Source organism: Ramlibacter lithotrophicus (assembly GCF_012184415.1).
GTDB lineage: Bacteria > Pseudomonadota > Gammaproteobacteria > Burkholderiales > Burkholderiaceae_C > Ramlibacter > Ramlibacter lithotrophicus.
In genome coordinates this window covers 467,361-483,378 of the sequence record NZ_VTOX01000003.1, presented here as the reverse complement: position 1 = coordinate 483,378, position 16,018 = coordinate 467,361, and the positions used below count along the sequence as shown (strand labels likewise).

Annotated in this window: 20 protein-coding genes; 4 read left to right on the top strand and 16 right to left on the bottom strand. The window is 70.9% G+C overall.

Annotated features, from left to right (window positions below; genetic code table 11):
• The first annotated feature begins 48 nt into the window (after positions 1-48).
• Positions 49-1,899: a glutamine--fructose-6-phosphate transaminase (isomerizing) gene (gene glmS, locus RAMLITH_RS12160; RefSeq protein WP_168107664.1), complete on the top strand. Its 1,851-nt coding sequence runs from the start codon at positions 49-51 to the stop codon at positions 1,897-1,899.
• 129 nt (positions 1,900-2,028) lie between these two features.
• A complete protein-coding gene (locus tag RAMLITH_RS12155; RefSeq protein WP_168107663.1) occupies positions 2,029-2,610 on the top strand; it encodes a hypothetical protein in 582 nt (193 codons plus the stop codon).
• 61 nt (positions 2,611-2,671) lie between these two features.
• Here the strand turns inward: RAMLITH_RS12155 and RAMLITH_RS12150 are convergent, their stop codons facing one another.
• Positions 2,672-3,109, bottom strand: a complete 438-nt coding sequence (locus RAMLITH_RS12150; RefSeq protein ID WP_168107662.1) for a hypothetical protein — start codon at positions 3,107-3,109, stop codon at positions 2,672-2,674.
• A gap of 86 nt (positions 3,110-3,195) precedes the next feature.
• On the opposite strand from RAMLITH_RS12150, the gene RAMLITH_RS12145 reads away from it, so the two are divergent.
• Complete coding sequence (locus RAMLITH_RS12145; protein WP_337786142.1) at positions 3,196-4,251, top strand: NAD(P)H-dependent flavin oxidoreductase; 1,056 nt, start codon at positions 3,196-3,198, stop codon at positions 4,249-4,251.
• Between the two features lie 14 nt (positions 4,252-4,265).
• On the opposite strand, the gene RAMLITH_RS12140 is transcribed toward RAMLITH_RS12145, so the two are convergent.
• The 14 genes from RAMLITH_RS12140 to RAMLITH_RS12075 form a co-directional block, all read right to left on the bottom strand.
• Complete coding sequence (locus RAMLITH_RS12140; protein WP_168107660.1) at positions 4,266-4,499, bottom strand: hypothetical protein; 234 nt, start codon at positions 4,497-4,499, stop codon at positions 4,266-4,268.
• A gap of 114 nt (positions 4,500-4,613) precedes the next feature.
• On the bottom strand, positions 4,614-4,847 hold the full coding sequence (locus RAMLITH_RS12135) for a hypothetical protein (protein ID WP_168107659.1): 234 nt from the start codon (positions 4,845-4,847) through the stop codon (positions 4,614-4,616).
• Positions 4,848-5,037: 190 nt separating this feature from the next.
• Positions 5,038-5,661, bottom strand: a complete 624-nt coding sequence (locus RAMLITH_RS12130) for a hypothetical protein (RefSeq protein ID WP_168107658.1) — start codon at positions 5,659-5,661, stop codon at positions 5,038-5,040.
• An 11-nt stretch (positions 5,662-5,672) separates the two neighbouring features.
• The gene (locus RAMLITH_RS12125) at positions 5,673-6,086 is read right to left on the bottom strand and encodes a hemerythrin domain-containing protein (RefSeq protein WP_168107657.1); all 414 of its coding nucleotides are present in this window, start codon (positions 6,084-6,086) and stop codon (positions 5,673-5,675) included.
• A gap of 12 nt (positions 6,087-6,098) precedes the next feature.
• Complete coding sequence (locus RAMLITH_RS12120; protein ID WP_168107656.1) at positions 6,099-6,581, bottom strand: RrF2 family transcriptional regulator; 483 nt, start codon at positions 6,579-6,581, stop codon at positions 6,099-6,101.
• A gap of 48 nt (positions 6,582-6,629) precedes the next feature.
• Positions 6,630-7,880, bottom strand: coding sequence for a phosphoglycerate dehydrogenase (serA, locus tag RAMLITH_RS12115; protein ID WP_168107655.1), 1,251 nt, complete (start codon positions 7,878-7,880; stop codon positions 6,630-6,632).
• A 31-nt stretch (positions 7,881-7,911) separates the two neighbouring features.
• Complete coding sequence (gene sufT / locus RAMLITH_RS12110) at positions 7,912-8,454, bottom strand: putative Fe-S cluster assembly protein SufT (RefSeq protein WP_168107654.1); 543 nt, start codon at positions 8,452-8,454, stop codon at positions 7,912-7,914.
• Positions 8,451-8,909 carry a Fe-S cluster assembly sulfur transfer protein SufU gene (sufU, locus tag RAMLITH_RS12105; protein WP_168107653.1) on the bottom strand — a complete coding sequence of 153 codons (459 nt, stop codon included), beginning with the start codon at positions 8,907-8,909 and terminating at the stop codon, positions 8,451-8,453. Before sufU ends, sufT begins: the two co-directional genes overlap by 4 nt.
• Positions 8,906-10,147 carry an aminotransferase class V-fold PLP-dependent enzyme gene (locus tag RAMLITH_RS12100; RefSeq protein ID WP_168107652.1) on the bottom strand — a complete coding sequence of 414 codons (1,242 nt, stop codon included), beginning with the start codon at positions 10,145-10,147 and terminating at the stop codon, positions 8,906-8,908. The genes sufU and RAMLITH_RS12100 overlap by 4 nt, the downstream gene beginning before the upstream one ends.
• Entirely contained in the window at positions 10,140-11,378 is a 1,239-nt protein-coding gene (locus RAMLITH_RS12095) for a SufD family Fe-S cluster assembly protein (RefSeq protein WP_168107651.1), read from the bottom strand. The genes RAMLITH_RS12100 and RAMLITH_RS12095 overlap by 8 nt, the downstream gene beginning before the upstream one ends.
• Before the next feature lies 1 nt (position 11,379).
• The gene (gene sufC / locus RAMLITH_RS12090) at positions 11,380-12,150 is read right to left on the bottom strand and encodes a Fe-S cluster assembly ATPase SufC (RefSeq protein WP_168107650.1); all 771 of its coding nucleotides are present in this window, start codon (positions 12,148-12,150) and stop codon (positions 11,380-11,382) included.
• Positions 12,151-12,179: 29 nt separating this feature from the next.
• Positions 12,180-13,634, bottom strand: coding sequence for a Fe-S cluster assembly protein SufB (sufB, locus tag RAMLITH_RS12085; protein ID WP_168107649.1), 1,455 nt, complete (start codon positions 13,632-13,634; stop codon positions 12,180-12,182).
• Positions 13,635-13,757: 123 nt separating this feature from the next.
• The gene (locus RAMLITH_RS12080) at positions 13,758-13,982 is read right to left on the bottom strand and encodes a hypothetical protein (protein ID WP_168107648.1); all 225 of its coding nucleotides are present in this window, start codon (positions 13,980-13,982) and stop codon (positions 13,758-13,760) included.
• A gap of 130 nt (positions 13,983-14,112) precedes the next feature.
• Complete coding sequence (locus RAMLITH_RS12075; protein ID WP_168107647.1) at positions 14,113-14,328, bottom strand: hypothetical protein; 216 nt, start codon at positions 14,326-14,328, stop codon at positions 14,113-14,115.
• 218 nt (positions 14,329-14,546) lie between these two features.
• Here RAMLITH_RS12075 and atpE point away from each other — a divergent pair, with 218 nt between their 5' ends.
• Positions 14,547-14,786, top strand: coding sequence for a F0F1 ATP synthase subunit C (atpE, locus tag RAMLITH_RS12070; protein WP_168107646.1), 240 nt, complete (start codon positions 14,547-14,549; stop codon positions 14,784-14,786).
• Positions 14,787-14,823: 37 nt separating this feature from the next.
• Here the strand turns inward: atpE and RAMLITH_RS12065 are convergent, their stop codons facing one another.
• Positions 14,824-15,948 (bottom strand): CE1 family esterase, encoded by a 1,125-nt coding sequence (locus RAMLITH_RS12065; RefSeq protein WP_168107645.1) that lies wholly within the window; start codon positions 15,946-15,948, stop codon positions 14,824-14,826.
• Positions 15,949-16,018: the final 70 nt, after the last annotated feature.

Genomic DNA, 16,018 nt, shown 5'->3' with positions numbered 1-16,018 from the left:
TTCAATCGCAAGATCCTACAGTCCCTCCCTTCCATAGGGAGGTCTTCCATGTGTGGCATTGTCGGCGCCGTTTCCACGCGCGATATCGTTCCGATCCTGGTGCAGGGCCTGCAGCGGCTGGAATACCGAGGCTATGACTCCTGCGGTGTCGCGGTCTACTCGGACGGCCTCAAGCGCGCACGCAGCACCGACCGGGTGGCCAAGCTGCTGGAGCAGGTGCAGCAGGAGAGCGTGACGGGCACGACCGGTATCGCCCACACCCGCTGGGCGACCCATGGCGCGCCGGCCGTCCACAACGCGCACCCGCACTTCAGCCATGGCCCCGGCAAGGACGCCGGCGGCAAGGCGGGCCGGATCGCCATCGTGCACAACGGCATCATCGAGAACCACGAGGAGTTGCGCGCGGCCCTGCAGCGCAAGGGCTACCACTTCGCCAGCCAGACCGACACCGAGGTCATCTGCCACCTGATCGACAGCGTCTACGACGGCGACCTGTTCGAGGCGGTGAAGGAGGCCAGCTCGCAGTTGCACGGCGCGTACGCCATCGCGGCGTTCTGCAAGGACGAGCCGCACCGCGTGGTGGGCGCGCGCGCCGGCTCGCCGCTGATCCTGGGCGTGGGCAAGGAAGGCGGCGAGAACTTCCTGGCCAGCGACGCCATGGCGCTGGCCGGCGTGACCGACCAGATCGTGTACCTCGAGGAAGGCGACCTCGTCGACCTGCAACTGGGGCGCTACTGGATCGTCGACAGGTCGCACAAGCCGGCGGAGCGCCAGGTGCGCACGGTGCAGGCGCACAGCGGCGCGGCCGAACTGGGTCCGTACCGCCACTACATGCAGAAGGAAATCTTCGAGCAGCCGCGCGCGGTGGCCGACACGCTGGAAGGCGTGCAAGGCATCACGCCGGAGCTGTTCGGCGACGGGGCGCACCGCGTCTTCAAGGAAGTCGACTCGGTCCTGATCCTGGCGTGCGGCACCAGTTACTACAGCGGCTGCACCGCGAAGTACTGGCTGGAGAGCATCGCGAAGATTCCGACCCAGGTGGAGATCGCCAGCGAGTACCGCTACCGCGACACCGTGCCGCACCCGGGCACGCTGGTCGTCACCATCAGCCAGTCCGGCGAGACGGCCGACACGCTGGCCGCGCTGCGCCACGCGCAGAGCCTGGGAATGAACAAGACGCTGACGGTGTGCAACGTCGCGACGTCGGCGATGGTTCGCGAATGCAAGCTGGCCTACATCACGCGTGCCGGCGTCGAGATCGGCGTGGCATCGACCAAGGCATTCACGACCCAGCTTGCCGGGCTGTTCCTGCTGACGCTGGCACTCGCGCAGGTGAAAGGCCGTCTGAGCGAGGAGCAGGAAGCGGCCCACCTGAAGGCCATGCGCCACCTGCCGGCCGCGCTGGCGGCGGTGCTGGCGCTGGAGCCGCAGGTGATCAGCTGGGCCGAGGACTTCGCCAACAAGGAGCATGCACTGTTCCTCGGACGCGGCCTGCATTACCCGATCGCCCTGGAAGGCGCGCTGAAGCTCAAGGAGATCACCTACATCCACGCCGAGGCCTACGCGGCGGGCGAGCTCAAGCACGGCCCGCTCGCGCTGGTGACGGACGAGATGCCGGTGGTCACTGTTGCGCCGAACGACGCGTTGCTGGAAAAGTTGAAGAGCAACATGCAGGAAGTCCGCGCCCGCGGCGGCGTGCTCTACGTGCTCGCCGACGCCGACTCGCGCATCGAGAGCAGCGACGGCATTCACGTGATCCGGATGCCGGAGCACTACGGGCCGCTCAGCCCGCTGCTGCACGTGGTGCCACTGCAGTTGCTGGCCTATCACACCGCCTGCGCCCGGGGCACGGATGTAGACAAACCGCGCAACCTTGCAAAGAGCGTGACCGTCGAATGACGGGCACGGCCGGCGCGCAGCGTACGGCGTACGATGGTGCTGCAGGCGCGGATTCCGGGAGTCTTCGTCGGCAGCAGCAGAGTTTGTGCGAGGGCCAAGGCACCGTACAAGTCTATGGTCTGACGTTTCATGCGCGAGTCACCGCCACCGCCGGCCCTGATTGCCGACGTGATCGCCGGCGACGGCATTTCGTGGTCGCGCCTGGTCACGGCCGTCGTGCTCCTCGCCCTGTCGCTGGCCATCGGGCACCGGACTGCGCGTGATCCGCCGCAGCCCAAGGCGGTACCACAGCCGGTACGCGAACAGATCGTGGCAGCCGTCGAGCTCCCGCCGCTCCCTCCGGCCGCCGGAGCCAAGCTTGCGCCATCCTCGAGCGATTGGCCGGCGGCGAGCCCTGCACAGCTGAATGCAGCCGGACACGCCGAGCCGGTTCGCGCCGGTCCGCGGGGTCAGATGAGTCCTGCTGCGGATGGCCGCCCGGCGAGCCACGTCGTGCGGCCGCCGCGGCACCATGCGACGCGCACCGGAAGCGAACTGCGGGCGAGCCGACGAACGGTTCGAACCCGAGCGCAGGTCCGCGCCGAATACCTGCGCAACCGCGAGGTCGTCGCGGCGCTCACCGGGGAAGACAGTGGCTCGGCTTACCTGACGCGAGTGGCTGCCCGCCAGCGCGCGGCACGACCCGAGGGCGCGGGTCGCCCAAGAGGATGATGGTGCTGCCGCCGCACGGCCGCCGGCGGCTTGCGGCCGCAGCGCGGCGGCGAGATCTCGCTCAGGACTTCTTGGCCGGAGCGGCGGCGGGGGCGGTGGCCTGGCGCGCGTCGGCCTTGGCCTTGTCGTAGGCGACCTTCGCATCCTTCTTGCAGGCCGCCATTTCCTTGCCCTTCTGGTCTTCGCACTTCTCCTTGGCGACCTCGTACTCGCCCTCGGCCTTCATCATCCGCACCTTCTCGTCGGCCTTGGCACCGGGCTTGTTCTGCGCGTCGAGTTCGGCCTTGGCGATCTTTTCCTTGGCCTTCGCCTCGGCCTGGCAGACGTCCTTGGCGTTTTCCTTCATCGACTCGCACGCCTTCTTGTCGGCCTTGGCCTGCTCTTCGATCTTGTCCTTGGCCGACTTGTAGGCGGCCTTGTCCATGCCGTCCGCGGCGAACGCGCTGCCGGCGAAAGCGGCGGCCAGGGTGAGCGTGAAGGCGGTGAGGTGCTTGTGCATGACGGTTTCCTTTTACGTGAATGGATGAACCCTCTATCAATGGATGACGCACGCCCGCGGGCTGTCGGCGCGAGGCGAGTCCTGGTGTGGGAAAGCGACTACAGCTTCACCTCCAGCGTTGGCGACAATGTCCGTCTCCTGCAACGCCCGTGGACCCGACGATGACCGCACTCGCCACCCGCCTGACCCGCAACCTCGACCTGCGCCACCCGATCGTCTCGGCCCCGATGGCGTTCGCCGGCGGCGGCGCCCTCGCGGCGGCCGTGAGCCGCGCCGGCGGCCTCGGGCTGATCGGCGGCGGCTACGGCGACCCGGCCTGGCTCGAGCAGCAGTTCGCCGCGGCGGATGGCGCGCGGGTGGGCGTGGGTTTCATCACCTGGTCACTGCGCAAGTCGCCGTCGCTGCTGACCGACGTGCTGAAGCACCGCCCGGCCGCGGTGATGCTGTCGTTCGGCGACCCGCGGCCGTTCGCCGACGAAATCCGCGGCGCCGGCGCGACGCTGATCTGCCAGTGCCAGGACATGGCCCACGTGATGGATGCCGTCGAGGTCGGCGCGGACGTCGTCGTCGCGCAGGGCGCGGAGGCGGGCGGGCACGGTGCCTTGCGCGGCACGCTGGCCTTCGTGCCGGAGGCGGCCGACCACCTCGCCCAGCACGCGCCGCGCACGCTGCTGCTGGCCGCCGGCGGCATCGGCGACGGCCGCGCCCTCGCGGCCGCCCTGATGCTCGGCGCCGACGGCGTGCTGGTGGGAACGCGGTTGTGGGCGTCGGCCGAGGCGCTGGTGAAGGAGCGCCACCATCGCGCCATCGTCGAGACCGACGGCGACGGGACGCTGCGCACGCGCGTCCCCGACATCGCCCGGCAGATTCCGTGGCCGCGCGGCTTCACCGCGCGCGTCCGCCGCAACGCGTTCACCGACCGATGGCACGGCCGCGAGGACGCGCTGGAGGCGGCGGTCGCCGAGGAAGGCCCGCGCTATCGGCAGGCGTTCGAGGCCGGCGACCCCGACCACACCGCCGTCTGGTTCGGCGAGGCGGCGGGAGTGATCCACTCGATCGAGCCGGCGGGGACGATCGTCGAGCGCATGGCGGCCGAGGCCGCGGCGCGGCTGCGAAGCCACGGCGGCGCGACGCTGTCGTAGCAGCGGCGGACCGGTCAGCGAACCTCGCTGGGGCGTGCCGCGAGCGCCTCGATGTCGCGTTTGGCGTCTTCGATCGCGTCGGCCTCGAGCTTGCGGCTCCCCCACTTCGGCTTGCCCACGTAATCGGAGAGCGCCGTCACGCGCCTGATCACCTTTCCGTTCAGGCGGATGACGTAGCTGCCATGGCGATCAGCCTCGATTTCGAATTCCGTTCCCGGGTGGGCCTGCGGCGTGTACGTCAATCTCATGCGCCCGATTCTCGCCAGACGGGCGGCGGGCGGGGCGGCTGACATCACCTGTTACTCATCGCGGCCGGGCCGCCGCACGGATGCGCTGCGGCCCGGCGCGGCCCCCGGTGGCACTCAGTAGCGCAGCGCGTCGTACGGGTAGCGGTCCACCGAGTTGGCGTGGCCGTCCGCATCGCTGTCGATCAGGTGCGGGCTGGGCGGCGCGCCCATCACCACGGTGCTCGGCGGCGTGACGGCCACGGTCGCCGGCTGGGTATAGACCCGTTCCACGGCCACCGGCGCCGGGGGGTAGACCGAGCACCCGGCCAGTGCCAGGCCCAGCGGGGCGAGTAGGTAATACGCTTTCATGAGTTACTCCTTACCGCGCTTGAGAATGCGCGACTGTGAGTACAGGGTGCGCCGCGAGCCCGCGGGCCGGGATCAGCAGCGTTCGGCGATCCGCGCAAGGCGTCGCCTACAGTCCCGTACACAGCCATGGGAGTTGCTGCGCTTGCGCCGGACGAATTGCGGCGCAAGCTGCATGGCACGGCGGCCGCCGTCAGTCCGCCGCCGTCACCACGATCACCTCGGGATCATCGGCGTGCTCGGTCAGCAGCCGGCGCACCCGGTCCTGCCAGAGGCTGCGGAACAGCTGCGCTTCGTCGGGCGTCGCCACGCCCGCCAGGCAACGCGGGATCAGCGCGCGGATGCGCGGGTCGCCGGGCACGCGCTCGGCCCGCGCCTGCACGCCGACGGCTGCTCCGGTGTCACCCCGGGCAAAGCGCACCTGGTCGCCAAGGTTGGACGCACCGTACGACAGCAAGTCGCGCCGGTCGAAGCGGCTGCCGATCCCGTGGAACCCGCCTTCGCCGGCCGCGCCGGTCACGAACGCGATCACGTTGCCCATAACGCCGCTGACGCCTTCGTGCGCCGGCTGCGGCATGTCGACGCGCACCGCGCCGCGCTCCGGCACCGTACCGGGAAAGAGCGCGTACAAGGCGGCACGCACCATCAGGTAGGCGGATGCCACGGTCGGACACGAGTGGCCGGCCAGCTTCACGACGTCGGCGTATGTGTATTCGAGGACGCCGTCGGCGGACGCGCCGAGAAAGTCGGCGAGCGGATCGCGCAGCCGGATGCGCGGCGCGGCGGCGAAGAATTCCGGAAAGGCGGCAGCGTGCATGGTGGTACTCCTCAGTCGGGCCGGGACAGGCCGGCGGTGAGCGGCGCGAGATCGAGCTCGCGCTGGGCCAGCGGGAACAGCTCGCGTTCCTCGAACTGGACGTGTTCGCGCATGGCCGCGCCCCAGCGGGGCAGTGCCGACAGGTCGCCGGCGCGCACCAGGGCGATCAGCGCGTGCAGGCCGCGGTGCTGGCGCCATGCGGTCGCCGCAGCCGCCTCGGCGCCGGCGGCGGCGAGCGCCGGCAGCAGCACCTGTTCCTCGACGGCGAAGTGCGGCTCGAACTGCTCCGCCCACCGCTGCAGCACGTGCTCGCGCAAGGCCGCCGGCTCGGGGCCGGCGCGCTGCGGCTCGCAGGCGCGCCGCGCAAGCACCAGGGCTTCGTGATGTTCCCGCGACAGCGGCACCAGTTCGGGAGAGCGCTTCACGGTGCGTTCGCGTCAGCCCTTCGCGCGACCCGGCCTGGCCGCCGGGGCCGCCGCCCGCGCCGCACGGATCGGGATCACCGAGCCGCGCCGGGGCGGTGGCGCCACCATGTCCTCGAGGGTCGCCGAGTCGAGCTCGCGGAAGTACGCGGCCAGCGCGCGGCCGAACAGGCCCTTCGTGCGGCAGGAGGCCGAGATCGAGCAGGTGCTGGTGTCCGGGTCGAAGCACTCGACCAGCCGGAAGTCGGTCTCCGACGCGCGCACCACGTCGCCGATGCGGATCTGCGATGGGGGCTTGATCAGGCGAATGCCGCCGCCGCGGCCGCGCGTGGTCTCGACGAGCCCCTGGCGCGCCAGGTCGCTCACGATCTTCATCAGGTGGTTCTTCGACAGGGCGTGCGCCTCCGCGATCTCCGCGATGGTGATCAGGCGGTCCGGATTCGCGGCGCAATACATCAGCACGCGCAAGGTGTAGTCGGTGTACTCGGCAAGACGCATGCGGCCTCCGGCAATGCTGCAATCCCGTGGCCCCGCGGGGCGTGGGGCTCAAACATGCACGGAATATATCTGTTCTCGCGCGTCGGGATCGGCCTGTGCGGCCGTGAACGTCGCGAGCGTGGCTTCGATCCGCCTGACCGCGGCGAGGGTCGCGGCGTCCGGCACGCGGTTGAGGTCGACCGCCGCGATGCCGATGCCGCGATCGGTCTCCAGGTGCAGGTGGGTGACGTTGAGGCCGGCGTCGGCCAGCACCGCGTTGAGATGCGACATCACGCCGGGCTGGTCGCGGTGCAGGTGCACCAGGCGTGCCGCGCCGCGCACGGCGCCCACGCCGAGCTCGGGCAGGTTGACGCTGCCGCGCACCGCGCCGAGCGTCAGGTAGTCGCGCAGCTTTTCGGAGACCTCCACGCCCAGGTTGCGCTGCGCCTCCACGGTGGAGCCGCCGACATGCGGCGTCAGGATCACGTTGTCCAGCTCGCGCAGCGGCGACTCGAACTGCTGCGACGCCGAGGCCGGCTCGACCGGAAAGACGTCGATGGCGGCGCCGCGCAGGTGGCCACCTTGCAAGGCATCGTGCAGCGCGGCGATGTCGACGGCGTGGCCGCGCGCCAGGTTGATCAGCGCGGCCCCCGGCTTCATCTGCGCCAGCCGCTCGCGGTCGATCAGGTTTCGGGTTTGCGGCGTCTGCGGCACGTGCAGCGTGACCACGTCCGCCTCCTGCAGCAGCGCGGCGAGGTCCGGCGCGGGCCTGGCGTTGCCCAGCGGCAGCCTGGCCTCGACGTCGTGGAAGACAACGCGCATGCCGATCGCCTCGGCGAGCAGCCCGGTCTGGGTCCCGATCTTGCCGTAGCCCACGATGCCCAGCGTCTTGCCGCGGACCTCGTTGGAGCCCTTCGAATCCTTCAACCATTGTCCGCGCCTGGCGGCCGCGTGGCGCTCGGGAACCCGCCGCAGCAGGTGGATGGCATGGCCGATCACCAGTTCGGCGACCGACCGGGTGTTGGAGAACGGACCGTTGAACACGGCGACGCCGCGCTCGGCCGCGGCCTGCAGGTCGATGTTGTTGGTGCCCGTGCAGTAGGCGCCGACGGCGCGCAGCCGCGGCGCCTGCGCCAGCATGGCCGCGTCCAGCGCCGTGCGCGAGCGCAGGCCCAGCACGTCGGTGTCGGCGAGCAGCGCCTTCAATTCGGCGGCGTCGGGGGCGTGGCGCAGCCGCGTGATCTCGGCGCGCGGAATGGTCTCGAGCACCGGCGTCGCGCTGGCATGGACGTCCTCCAGCAGCAGGATCTTCAAGGTCATTGGAATTCGGCGGAAAAGAAAGGAATGAACGTCACATGCCCAGGCTCAGCAGGGCCGCTTCGGACATGCGCGAGCGGTCCCAGGGCGGGTCGAACACGAGGTCGACGCTGACTTCGCCGACCTCCTCGATCGCGAGCACCTTCTCGGCGACCTCGTTGCCCAGCGCCTCGCCCATGCCGCAGCCGGGGGCGGTGAGCGTGAGCTTGATGGCGACGCTGGTGCGGCCGCCCTCCATCGGGCTCAGCTCGCAGCCGTAGATGAGGCCCAGCTCGACGATGTCGACCGGGATCTCGGGGTCGTAGCACGTCTTCATCGTGCGCCAGATGCGCGCCTGCAGGTCGCCCGGCTCATCGTCCGCCGCCGCCGGGGCCAGCGGTACGGGTTTGCCGATCGCGTCGGCGTCCGCACCCTTCAGGCGCACCAGGCGCCCGTCGACGTGAATGGTGAAGCTGGTGCCGAGCGCCTGCGTGATCTCGCCGAGCGTTCCGGCATCCAGCTCGAAGCGCCCGCCGTCGGGAATCCGCTCCACCTGGACCGGGCGGCGAAAGACGACGGATTCGCGCTGGCGCCTCATGGCAGCGCCTTCGCCTCGTCGGGCGCATCGGACGCTTCGCCGATCGCGTGCATCAAGGCATGCCAGCCGAGCAGGGCGCACTTGATGCGGCTGGGATAGCGGCACACGCCCGACAGGCTGACCAGTTTGCCAAGGGTCTCGGCCTGCGGTTCCGCCTGCCCGGTCAGCACCGCGCGGAAGCGCTGCTGCAGCTCGCGTGCCGCGCCGACGTCGCGGCCCAGCACCGCCTCGGTCATCATCGACGACGACGCGATGCAGATGGCGCAGCCCTGCCCGTGGAAGGCGATGTCGGCGACGCGGCCGTCTTCCACGCGCAGTTGCACCTCGACCTCGTCGCCGCATTGCGGATTGCGGCCGCGCGCCTCGTGGGTCGGCGCCTCGAGTGTTCCGAAGTGGCGCGGCGCGCGCTTGTGTTCGACCACCACTTCCTGGTAGAGCAGATCGGCGGCGTTCATCCCAGCACCTCCAGCGCCTGCGCCACCCCCGCGAGCAGGCGCTCCACTTCCTCGTGCGTGTTGTAGATGGCGAACGAAGCCCGCGTCGTCGGGCCAAGCCCCAGGTGATCGAGCAGCGGCTGGGCGCAGTGGTGGCCGGTGCGCACCGCGATGCCGCGCTCGTCGAGCAAGGTCCCCAGGTCGTGCGGATGGGCGTTGCGCGCGACGAAGGAGACGATGGCCGATCCGTGCGCGTGCGGTGCGAGGACCGTCACGCCATCCAGCGCCGCGAGGCCCTTGGCGGCGTGCGCCCGCAGCGCGCGCAGGTGGGCGTCGATCGCGCCGCGGCCGGTCTGCTCGATGAAGGCGGCTGCGGCGGCCAGGCCAACGGCGCCGGCGACATTGGGCGTGCCGCCTTCCAGCCGCGCCGGCAGCGGCGCGAACGAGGCGTCCTGCTCGCCGACGCGCTCCACCATGTCGCCGCCGAAACGCAGGGGCGTCAGCCGCTCCAGCGACTTGCGCCGGCCCGCCAGTGCGCCGGTGCCCATGGGGCCGTACATCTTGTGGCCCGAGAACGCCATGAAGTCGCACGCCAGTGCCATCAGCTGCGGCGTTTCGTGCGCCACCGCCTGCGCCGCGTCCAGCACCGTGAGGGCGCCGGCCTCGGACGCCAGCGCCAGCAGCTCCTCGTATGGCGGGCGTTCGCCGGTGGCGTTGGCGCACGCCGTGACGGCGAACACCATCGTGCGCGGCGTCAGCAGCCGGGCGAGGTCGTCGACGTGCAGCCGGCCCTGCGCGTCGGGCCGCAGGACGCGCAGCAGCGCGCCGCTGCGGCGGGCGGCCTGCTGCCACGGTACCAGGTTGGCGTGGTGCTCCAGCCCGCTGACGATGATCTCGTCGCCCGGCTGCAGCCAGGGCGGTCCGTCGCCGGCCAGGGCGAGTCCGTTGGCCACCATGTTCAGCGCGTCGGTGGTGCCGGACGTGAACACCAGTTCGTGCGCGGGGCCGGCGCCGACGAAGCGCTTGAGGTCGCTGCGGGCCTGCTCGAACGCGTCGGTGGCGCGCTGGCTCAAGGTGTGCACGCCGCGGTGGATGTTGGAGCGGTCCCGGCCTTCGAAGGCGCTCATCGCGTCCAGAACGGCCAGCGGCATGTGGGTCGTCGCGGCGTTGTCGAGGTAGGCCAGCGGCACGCCGTTGACCGACTGGGCCAGGCACGGGAAGACGCCAGGCAGCGTGGTGCGCTGGAGGAGGTCACCCATGGCTAGGCTCCCTGCTTTCCGCCGCGAGGTGGCGCTCAACGGCGTGCGCGAGGCGCTGCTCGATGGCGGCTTCCTCCAGCACGCCCTGCTCGCCCAGTGCGCCGGCCAACGCGGCGCCGGCCAGCCCCTGCAGGATCATCGCCTTGGCGGCGCGCTCGTCCAGCCCGCGCTGGCGGGCGTGGAAAAGCGCCTCGGGCGGCAGCGCGCCCCAGGTCGCCCCGTGCGAGGCCTGGACCTGGTCGTGGTGGATCTCGAGATGCGGGCGCAGCACCAGCTTCGGCTGGCCGCCGGTCGGGATGCCGGCCAGGCGCTGGCGCACCTGTGCCTCGTCGCAGCCAGGCTCGATCGCCGCGTGCGCGTTGGCCACCATGCGCGCCTTGCCGCTGCCAAGCGCCAGCGCGTGCATGCTGCTGCGGGTGTGCGGCGCGGCGTGCCGCACCTGGACCTGCTGGTCCAGCGCGGTGTCGGCGGCGAGCAGCACGCTGGCCGCGCGCGCCGAGGCCCGGGCGCCGTCCAGGTCGAGGGCGAGGCGCTGCAGGTGGTAGCGGCTGCCGCCGGCGAGCAGGCACTGCTGGTACACGGCGTCGCGCTCCAGCCGCACGTCCACGTGGTGGGCGATGTGGTCGTCCGCGCCCGGCAGCGCCAGCCGCAGGTGCTGCAGCGTTGCGCCTGCGGCCAGCCGCACGTGCACCTGCAGGTTCTGCACGGTGCCGTGCGAGCAGGCGCCGCCGGTGGCCGCCAGGTCGCGCTCGTGCGATTCGACGAGCACGCAGCGCGCGCCCGGCAGCAGCTCGATCACCAGCAACGGCGCCTCGACGGCCGCCCCCGGGCGGCGATCCAGGCGGAGCCACACGGGCGCGTCGCCGCGCGCCTGCCCGCCGACGCGCAGCCGCAAGCCGTCGCGCACCAGCGCGCGATGGGCCCAGGCGTACGGAGCGGCCGGGCCGTCGCCGGGCGAGGGCAGCCCGGCGAGCAGCTCGCGGCGTTGGCCGGCATCGGCGGCGTCCAGCCAGCGCGCCTCCACGCTCACGCCGGGCGTGGTGGGAACCGGGTGCAGCTGCCAGCCGCCTTCGAGGCGCGAGGCGGTGCAGGCGGCGTCCGGCTCGTCGCCCAGCCACACGCTGGCCTGCGGCGGCAGCAGGTGCCGGAACGGCTCCGAGTTGCGCGGAATCCAGCCTCCCCGCTCGAGGTGGCTGCGGGCGGCGAGGGCGTCGGCGCGTGCGCTATCCATGTCAGGCCACGGCTGGTTCGGAGACACGCACGAAGCCGCTGCGCGCGATCTCGCGCGCCAGCTCGATGTCGCCGTGCTCGGCGATGCAACCCTGCTCCAGCCGCAGCACGGCGTCAGGCGCCAGCGACTCGATCAGGTTGAGGTAATGCGAGACGATGAGGAACGCCGTCCCCTTGGCCCGCAGCGACTGCACCAGGTCCACGGTGGCGCGCAGGCCGTCGACGTCCATGCCCGAATCGATCTCGTCCAGGATCGCGAGCCTCGGCTGCAGCAGCGCCAGTTGCAGCAGTTCGTTGCGCTTGCGCTCACCGCCGGAAAAGCCGTCGTTGACCGGCCGGCCCAGCATCGCTTCGGGCAGGCCGAGCCGGGTGGCGGCCGCGCGCGCATCGCCGAGGAAGTCGAATGCGTCCAGCGGCGCCTCGCCGCGGGCTTCGCGCACGGCGTTGACCGCACTGCGGATGAACAGGTTGTTCTTGACCCCGGGGATGTCCGGCGGCGCCTGGAACGACAGGAACAGGCCGGCGCGCGCGCGCTCCTCGACGTTCATGGCCAGCAGGTCCTGTCCGCCCAGGCGGGCCTCGCCGCCGGTGACGCGGTAGCGCGGATGCCCGGCCAGCGTGAGGCCCAGCGTGCTCTTGCCGCTGCCGTTGGCGCCCATCAGCACGACCAGCGCGCCGGCGTCGATGTCGAGCGAAACCGACTTGAGCACGTTGCGTCCGGCGATGTCCACGCGCAGGCCGGAGAGCTGCAACAGGGGTTGGGATTGGTTCATCATGGTTCCTTGGCTCTCGTCGTTGCGCATCAGCCCACGGCGCCTTCCAGCGACACGGCCAGCAATGCCCTGGCTTCCAGCGCGAACTCCATCGGCAGTTCCTCCAGCACGGCCTGGCAGAAGCCGCCGACGATCAGCGCCGTCGCTTCTTCCGGCGCGATGCCACGCTGCTGGCAGTAGAAGAGGCGCTCCTCGGAAATCCTGGTGGTGGTCGCCTCGTGTTCGACGACCGCGTCGTCGCGCGCCGCGTCGACATACGGAAACGTGTGCGCGCCGCAGCGCGGGCCGATCAGCAGCGAGTCGCACTGTGTGTGGTTGCGCGCGCCGCCGGCCGTCGGCGCGACGCGCACCAGCCCGCGGTAGCTGTTCTGGGCATGTCCGGCGCTGATGCCCTTGGACACGATGCGGCTGGTGGTGTCGCGCCCGAGGTGGATCATCTTGGTGCCGGTGTCGGCCTGCTGGCGGTGGTTCGACACCGCGATCGAGTGGAACTCGCCGTTGGACTCATCGCCGCGCAGGACGACGCTGGGGTATTTCCACGTGATCGCCGATCCGGTCTCGATCTGCGTCCAGGCGATGCGGGACCGCTTGCCGGCCGCCAGGCCGCGCTTGGTGACGAAGTTGTAGATGCCGCCGCGGCCCTGTTCGTCGCCCGGATACCAGTTCTGCACCGTCGAATACTTGATCGCGGCGTCGTCGTGCGCGACCAGTTCCACCACGGCGGCGTGCAACTGGTGTTCGTCGCGCTGCGGGGCGGTGCAGCCTTCCAGGTAGCTCACGTGGCTGCCGGCCTCGGCGATGATCAGGGTGCGCTCGAACTGGCCCGTGTTGCGCGCGTTGATGCGGAAATAGGACGACAGCTCCATCGGGCAGCGCACGCCTTGCGGTACGTAGACGAAGGATCCGTCGGAGAACACGGCGGAGTTCAGCGCCGCATAGAAGTTGTCGCCGGGCGGCACCACGGTGCCCAGGTAGCGCTCGATCAGCTCGGGGTGGTGTTCCACCGCGTGCGAGAACGAACAGAAGACGACACCCACGGCCGCCAGCTGTTCACGGAACGTCGTGCCCACCGAAACGCTGTCGAACACCGCATCCACGGCGACACCGGCAAGTCGGGCCCGCTCGTGCAGCGGCACGTTCAGCTTCTCGTAGGTCTCCAGCAGCTTGGGATCGACCTCGTCCAGGCTCTTGGGGCCGTCCTTGAGCGACTTCGGCGCCGAGTAGTACGACAGGGCCTGGAAGTCGATCGGCTCGATGCGCAGTTGCGCCCAGTCCGGCTGCGGCATCGCCAGCCAGCGCTCGAACGCAGCGAGCCGCCAGCGCAGCAGGAATTCCGGCTCGCGCTTGCGCCGCGAGATGGCGCGGATCGTGTCCTCGTCCAGGCCGGGCGGCAGGCTGTCGGATTCGATGTCCGTCACGAAGCCGTGGCGGTACGGCTGTTGCAGCGCCTGCACCAGCGGGGCTTCCTGTTCGACTTGCAGCATGGTCGGCAATGGGGCGGGTGGCGGGAATAGATGCATCATACGTGCATCTTTAAACCGCAGCACCCTAAAGCCGTCACGCCGTGCGGGTCATCGGCGCGCGGCGCCGGGGCTGGTGGAATCCGCTCAGCGGTGGTCCGGCTCGGGCGCGGACCGCGGCCGCCGCATGGCGTCGATCTCCGCCAGCAGGGCGGCCATCTCGTCCTGCAGGCGCTGCAGGTCGGCGTGGAGGGTGGCGATGCCGAGGTCGTCGGTGGGGCTGCCCATGGCCTGCCTGAGGCGGACGCGGGCGGCGTCGCACTGCACCTGCAGACGCTGCCACGCAAAGAGCTTGCTGTCCAACGAAGTCACGCTGCCGGTCCTGTCCCGCGAAGAAAACCGGCGACCGTAACGCGTCGCGCCGTGGCGGCCTTGACGTGAATCAAGCGCTGGCCCGCGCTGCGGGTAAGTCCGCAGAGGGAATGCCCGCAGAGGGAAAGCCCTAGTGCAGCTCGACCAACTCCACGGCCGGCGCCGCGACCTCCCGTCCGACCATCGCCCTGGCATACAGGTAGTTGTTGCGGGCGCCCTCGCTCAGATCGTTGAGGTTCACCCTGCCGTCGCTGTCGCAGGGAAAGGCATAGCCGCGGCCGCTGTCGAACAGCGACCGGAAGCACAAGCGGAACTGCGTGCTTCGTGCGTCCTTGAGGTGAGTCACTCCGTCTCCTTCCGCGGCAGGCCAGCCTGCCGTTCCCTCATTCAACGCGCGGCGTGTTGCAGCGACGACCGCCGAGCGCAAAGCGCGCGTGAAGCCTGTGACGCGCCGCTACACGGCGCCGTGCAGTCGCCGCCCGGCCCGAAGCGATTACCTGACAGGTCATCGACGGGCGCGCGCGCCGCATTCACACTGGCCGCATCCTGACTTGCGGAGGTTCCATGACCGACAACAACCTGCTTCCCCTCGCGGTCGCGCTTCTCATCGGCATCCCCGCCCTGGGTTCGTGCATCGGCATCGGGCTGGCCTCGATGAAGCTGCTCGAAGCCAGCGCGCGCCAGCCCGAACTGATGCCCGCGCTGCAGACGAAGTTCTTCCTGGCCGTGGGAGTGACCGACGGCGCCTTCATCATCGCCACCGGCATCGGCCTGTGGTTCGCGACGGCCAATCCGTTCGGGTGAGACGCTGCGGAGGGATCCACCGCCGCCGCGCCGCCTTTCAGCGGCTGCTGAAGAAGCCCCACATCGTGCTGGTCGCGGAGATCGCGTGCGACGCCGGGCGGGCGCCGGGCTTGGGCGCCCCGGGCCAGGCCGGACCGCCGCCATCGGTCACGCACAGGCGCACCTCGGTCTGCTGGCGGCAGTACGAATACGCCTCGCAATACGCGCCCGACATGTCCAGGATGCGTTGGGGCGCTTCCATGCAACCGTTCAGCTTCGCCCACTTGGCGGCCGTTGCGGCTGCCGCCTGCGTGCCCTGGCCCGAGCCGCTGCCGCCGGCCCCGCCGAGCGACGCCAGCACCGTGGCAGCATCGTTCTTCGCCTGGAAGTGCAGGACCGAAACCGGCTTGTCGGGTGCGCATTGCGTGGTCGGGTCGGGCCCGCCGACGGACGCGACGGCCCGGAAGAGGTGCGGCCGCTCGCACGCCAGCCGGTACGCCATGCTGCCGCCGTCGGCCATGCCGGCGGCATAGATCTCCAGGCGCGAAATGCTCAGCTGCCGGAACACGTTGTCGACGACCTTCTCGATGAAGCCCACGTCGTCCGTGGACGCCGGGTCCGCGCCATTCCAGGCCGCGCGGCTGCCCGGCGCCTTGTAGGCGTCGGGAAACACGGTGACGAAACGCTGGCGGTCCGATTCGTGCGCCAGCCCGTACAGGCCGGCATTGGCCTGTTCGCCTGCGCCGCCCCCGTGCAGCGCCACCAGCAGCGGCGCCGGCTCGTGGAAGTCCAGGCCCGGCGGCACGTGCACCCGGTACGTGCGCGTGCGGCCGTCGTGCTGGAGTGCGAACCGGTAGTCGCCCGGCCTGGTGAGGCGGCTGCGCACGTCGGTGCGATGTTGCGCGGCACTGATCGTCTGCGCCGGCAGCTGCACCGACCGGCCGGCGGCGACCGGCTTTCGGGCCGGCTGCGCCGCGAGTTTGGACCTGGCCGTCCCCGACGCGGTCCGCGGCTGCGGCGCCGCCGGCTTCCTGGAGGCTTTCCGGACGCTCTTCTTCACCGACTTCTTGGCGGTCTTGCCGGCCACGGGCCGGGAAGTGGCGTCGCCGGCGGCGTGCGCGACGGGGGCCGCGAGGCCCAGCACGGCCAGCGCGACCGTCGCGACGAGATGGTGTTTCCTCATGCGGTCTCCCTCGGGCGGCAGGGGGCCGCCTCGGCCGCAATGTAGACCGCCGGCTGGCGCCTGCCGCGTC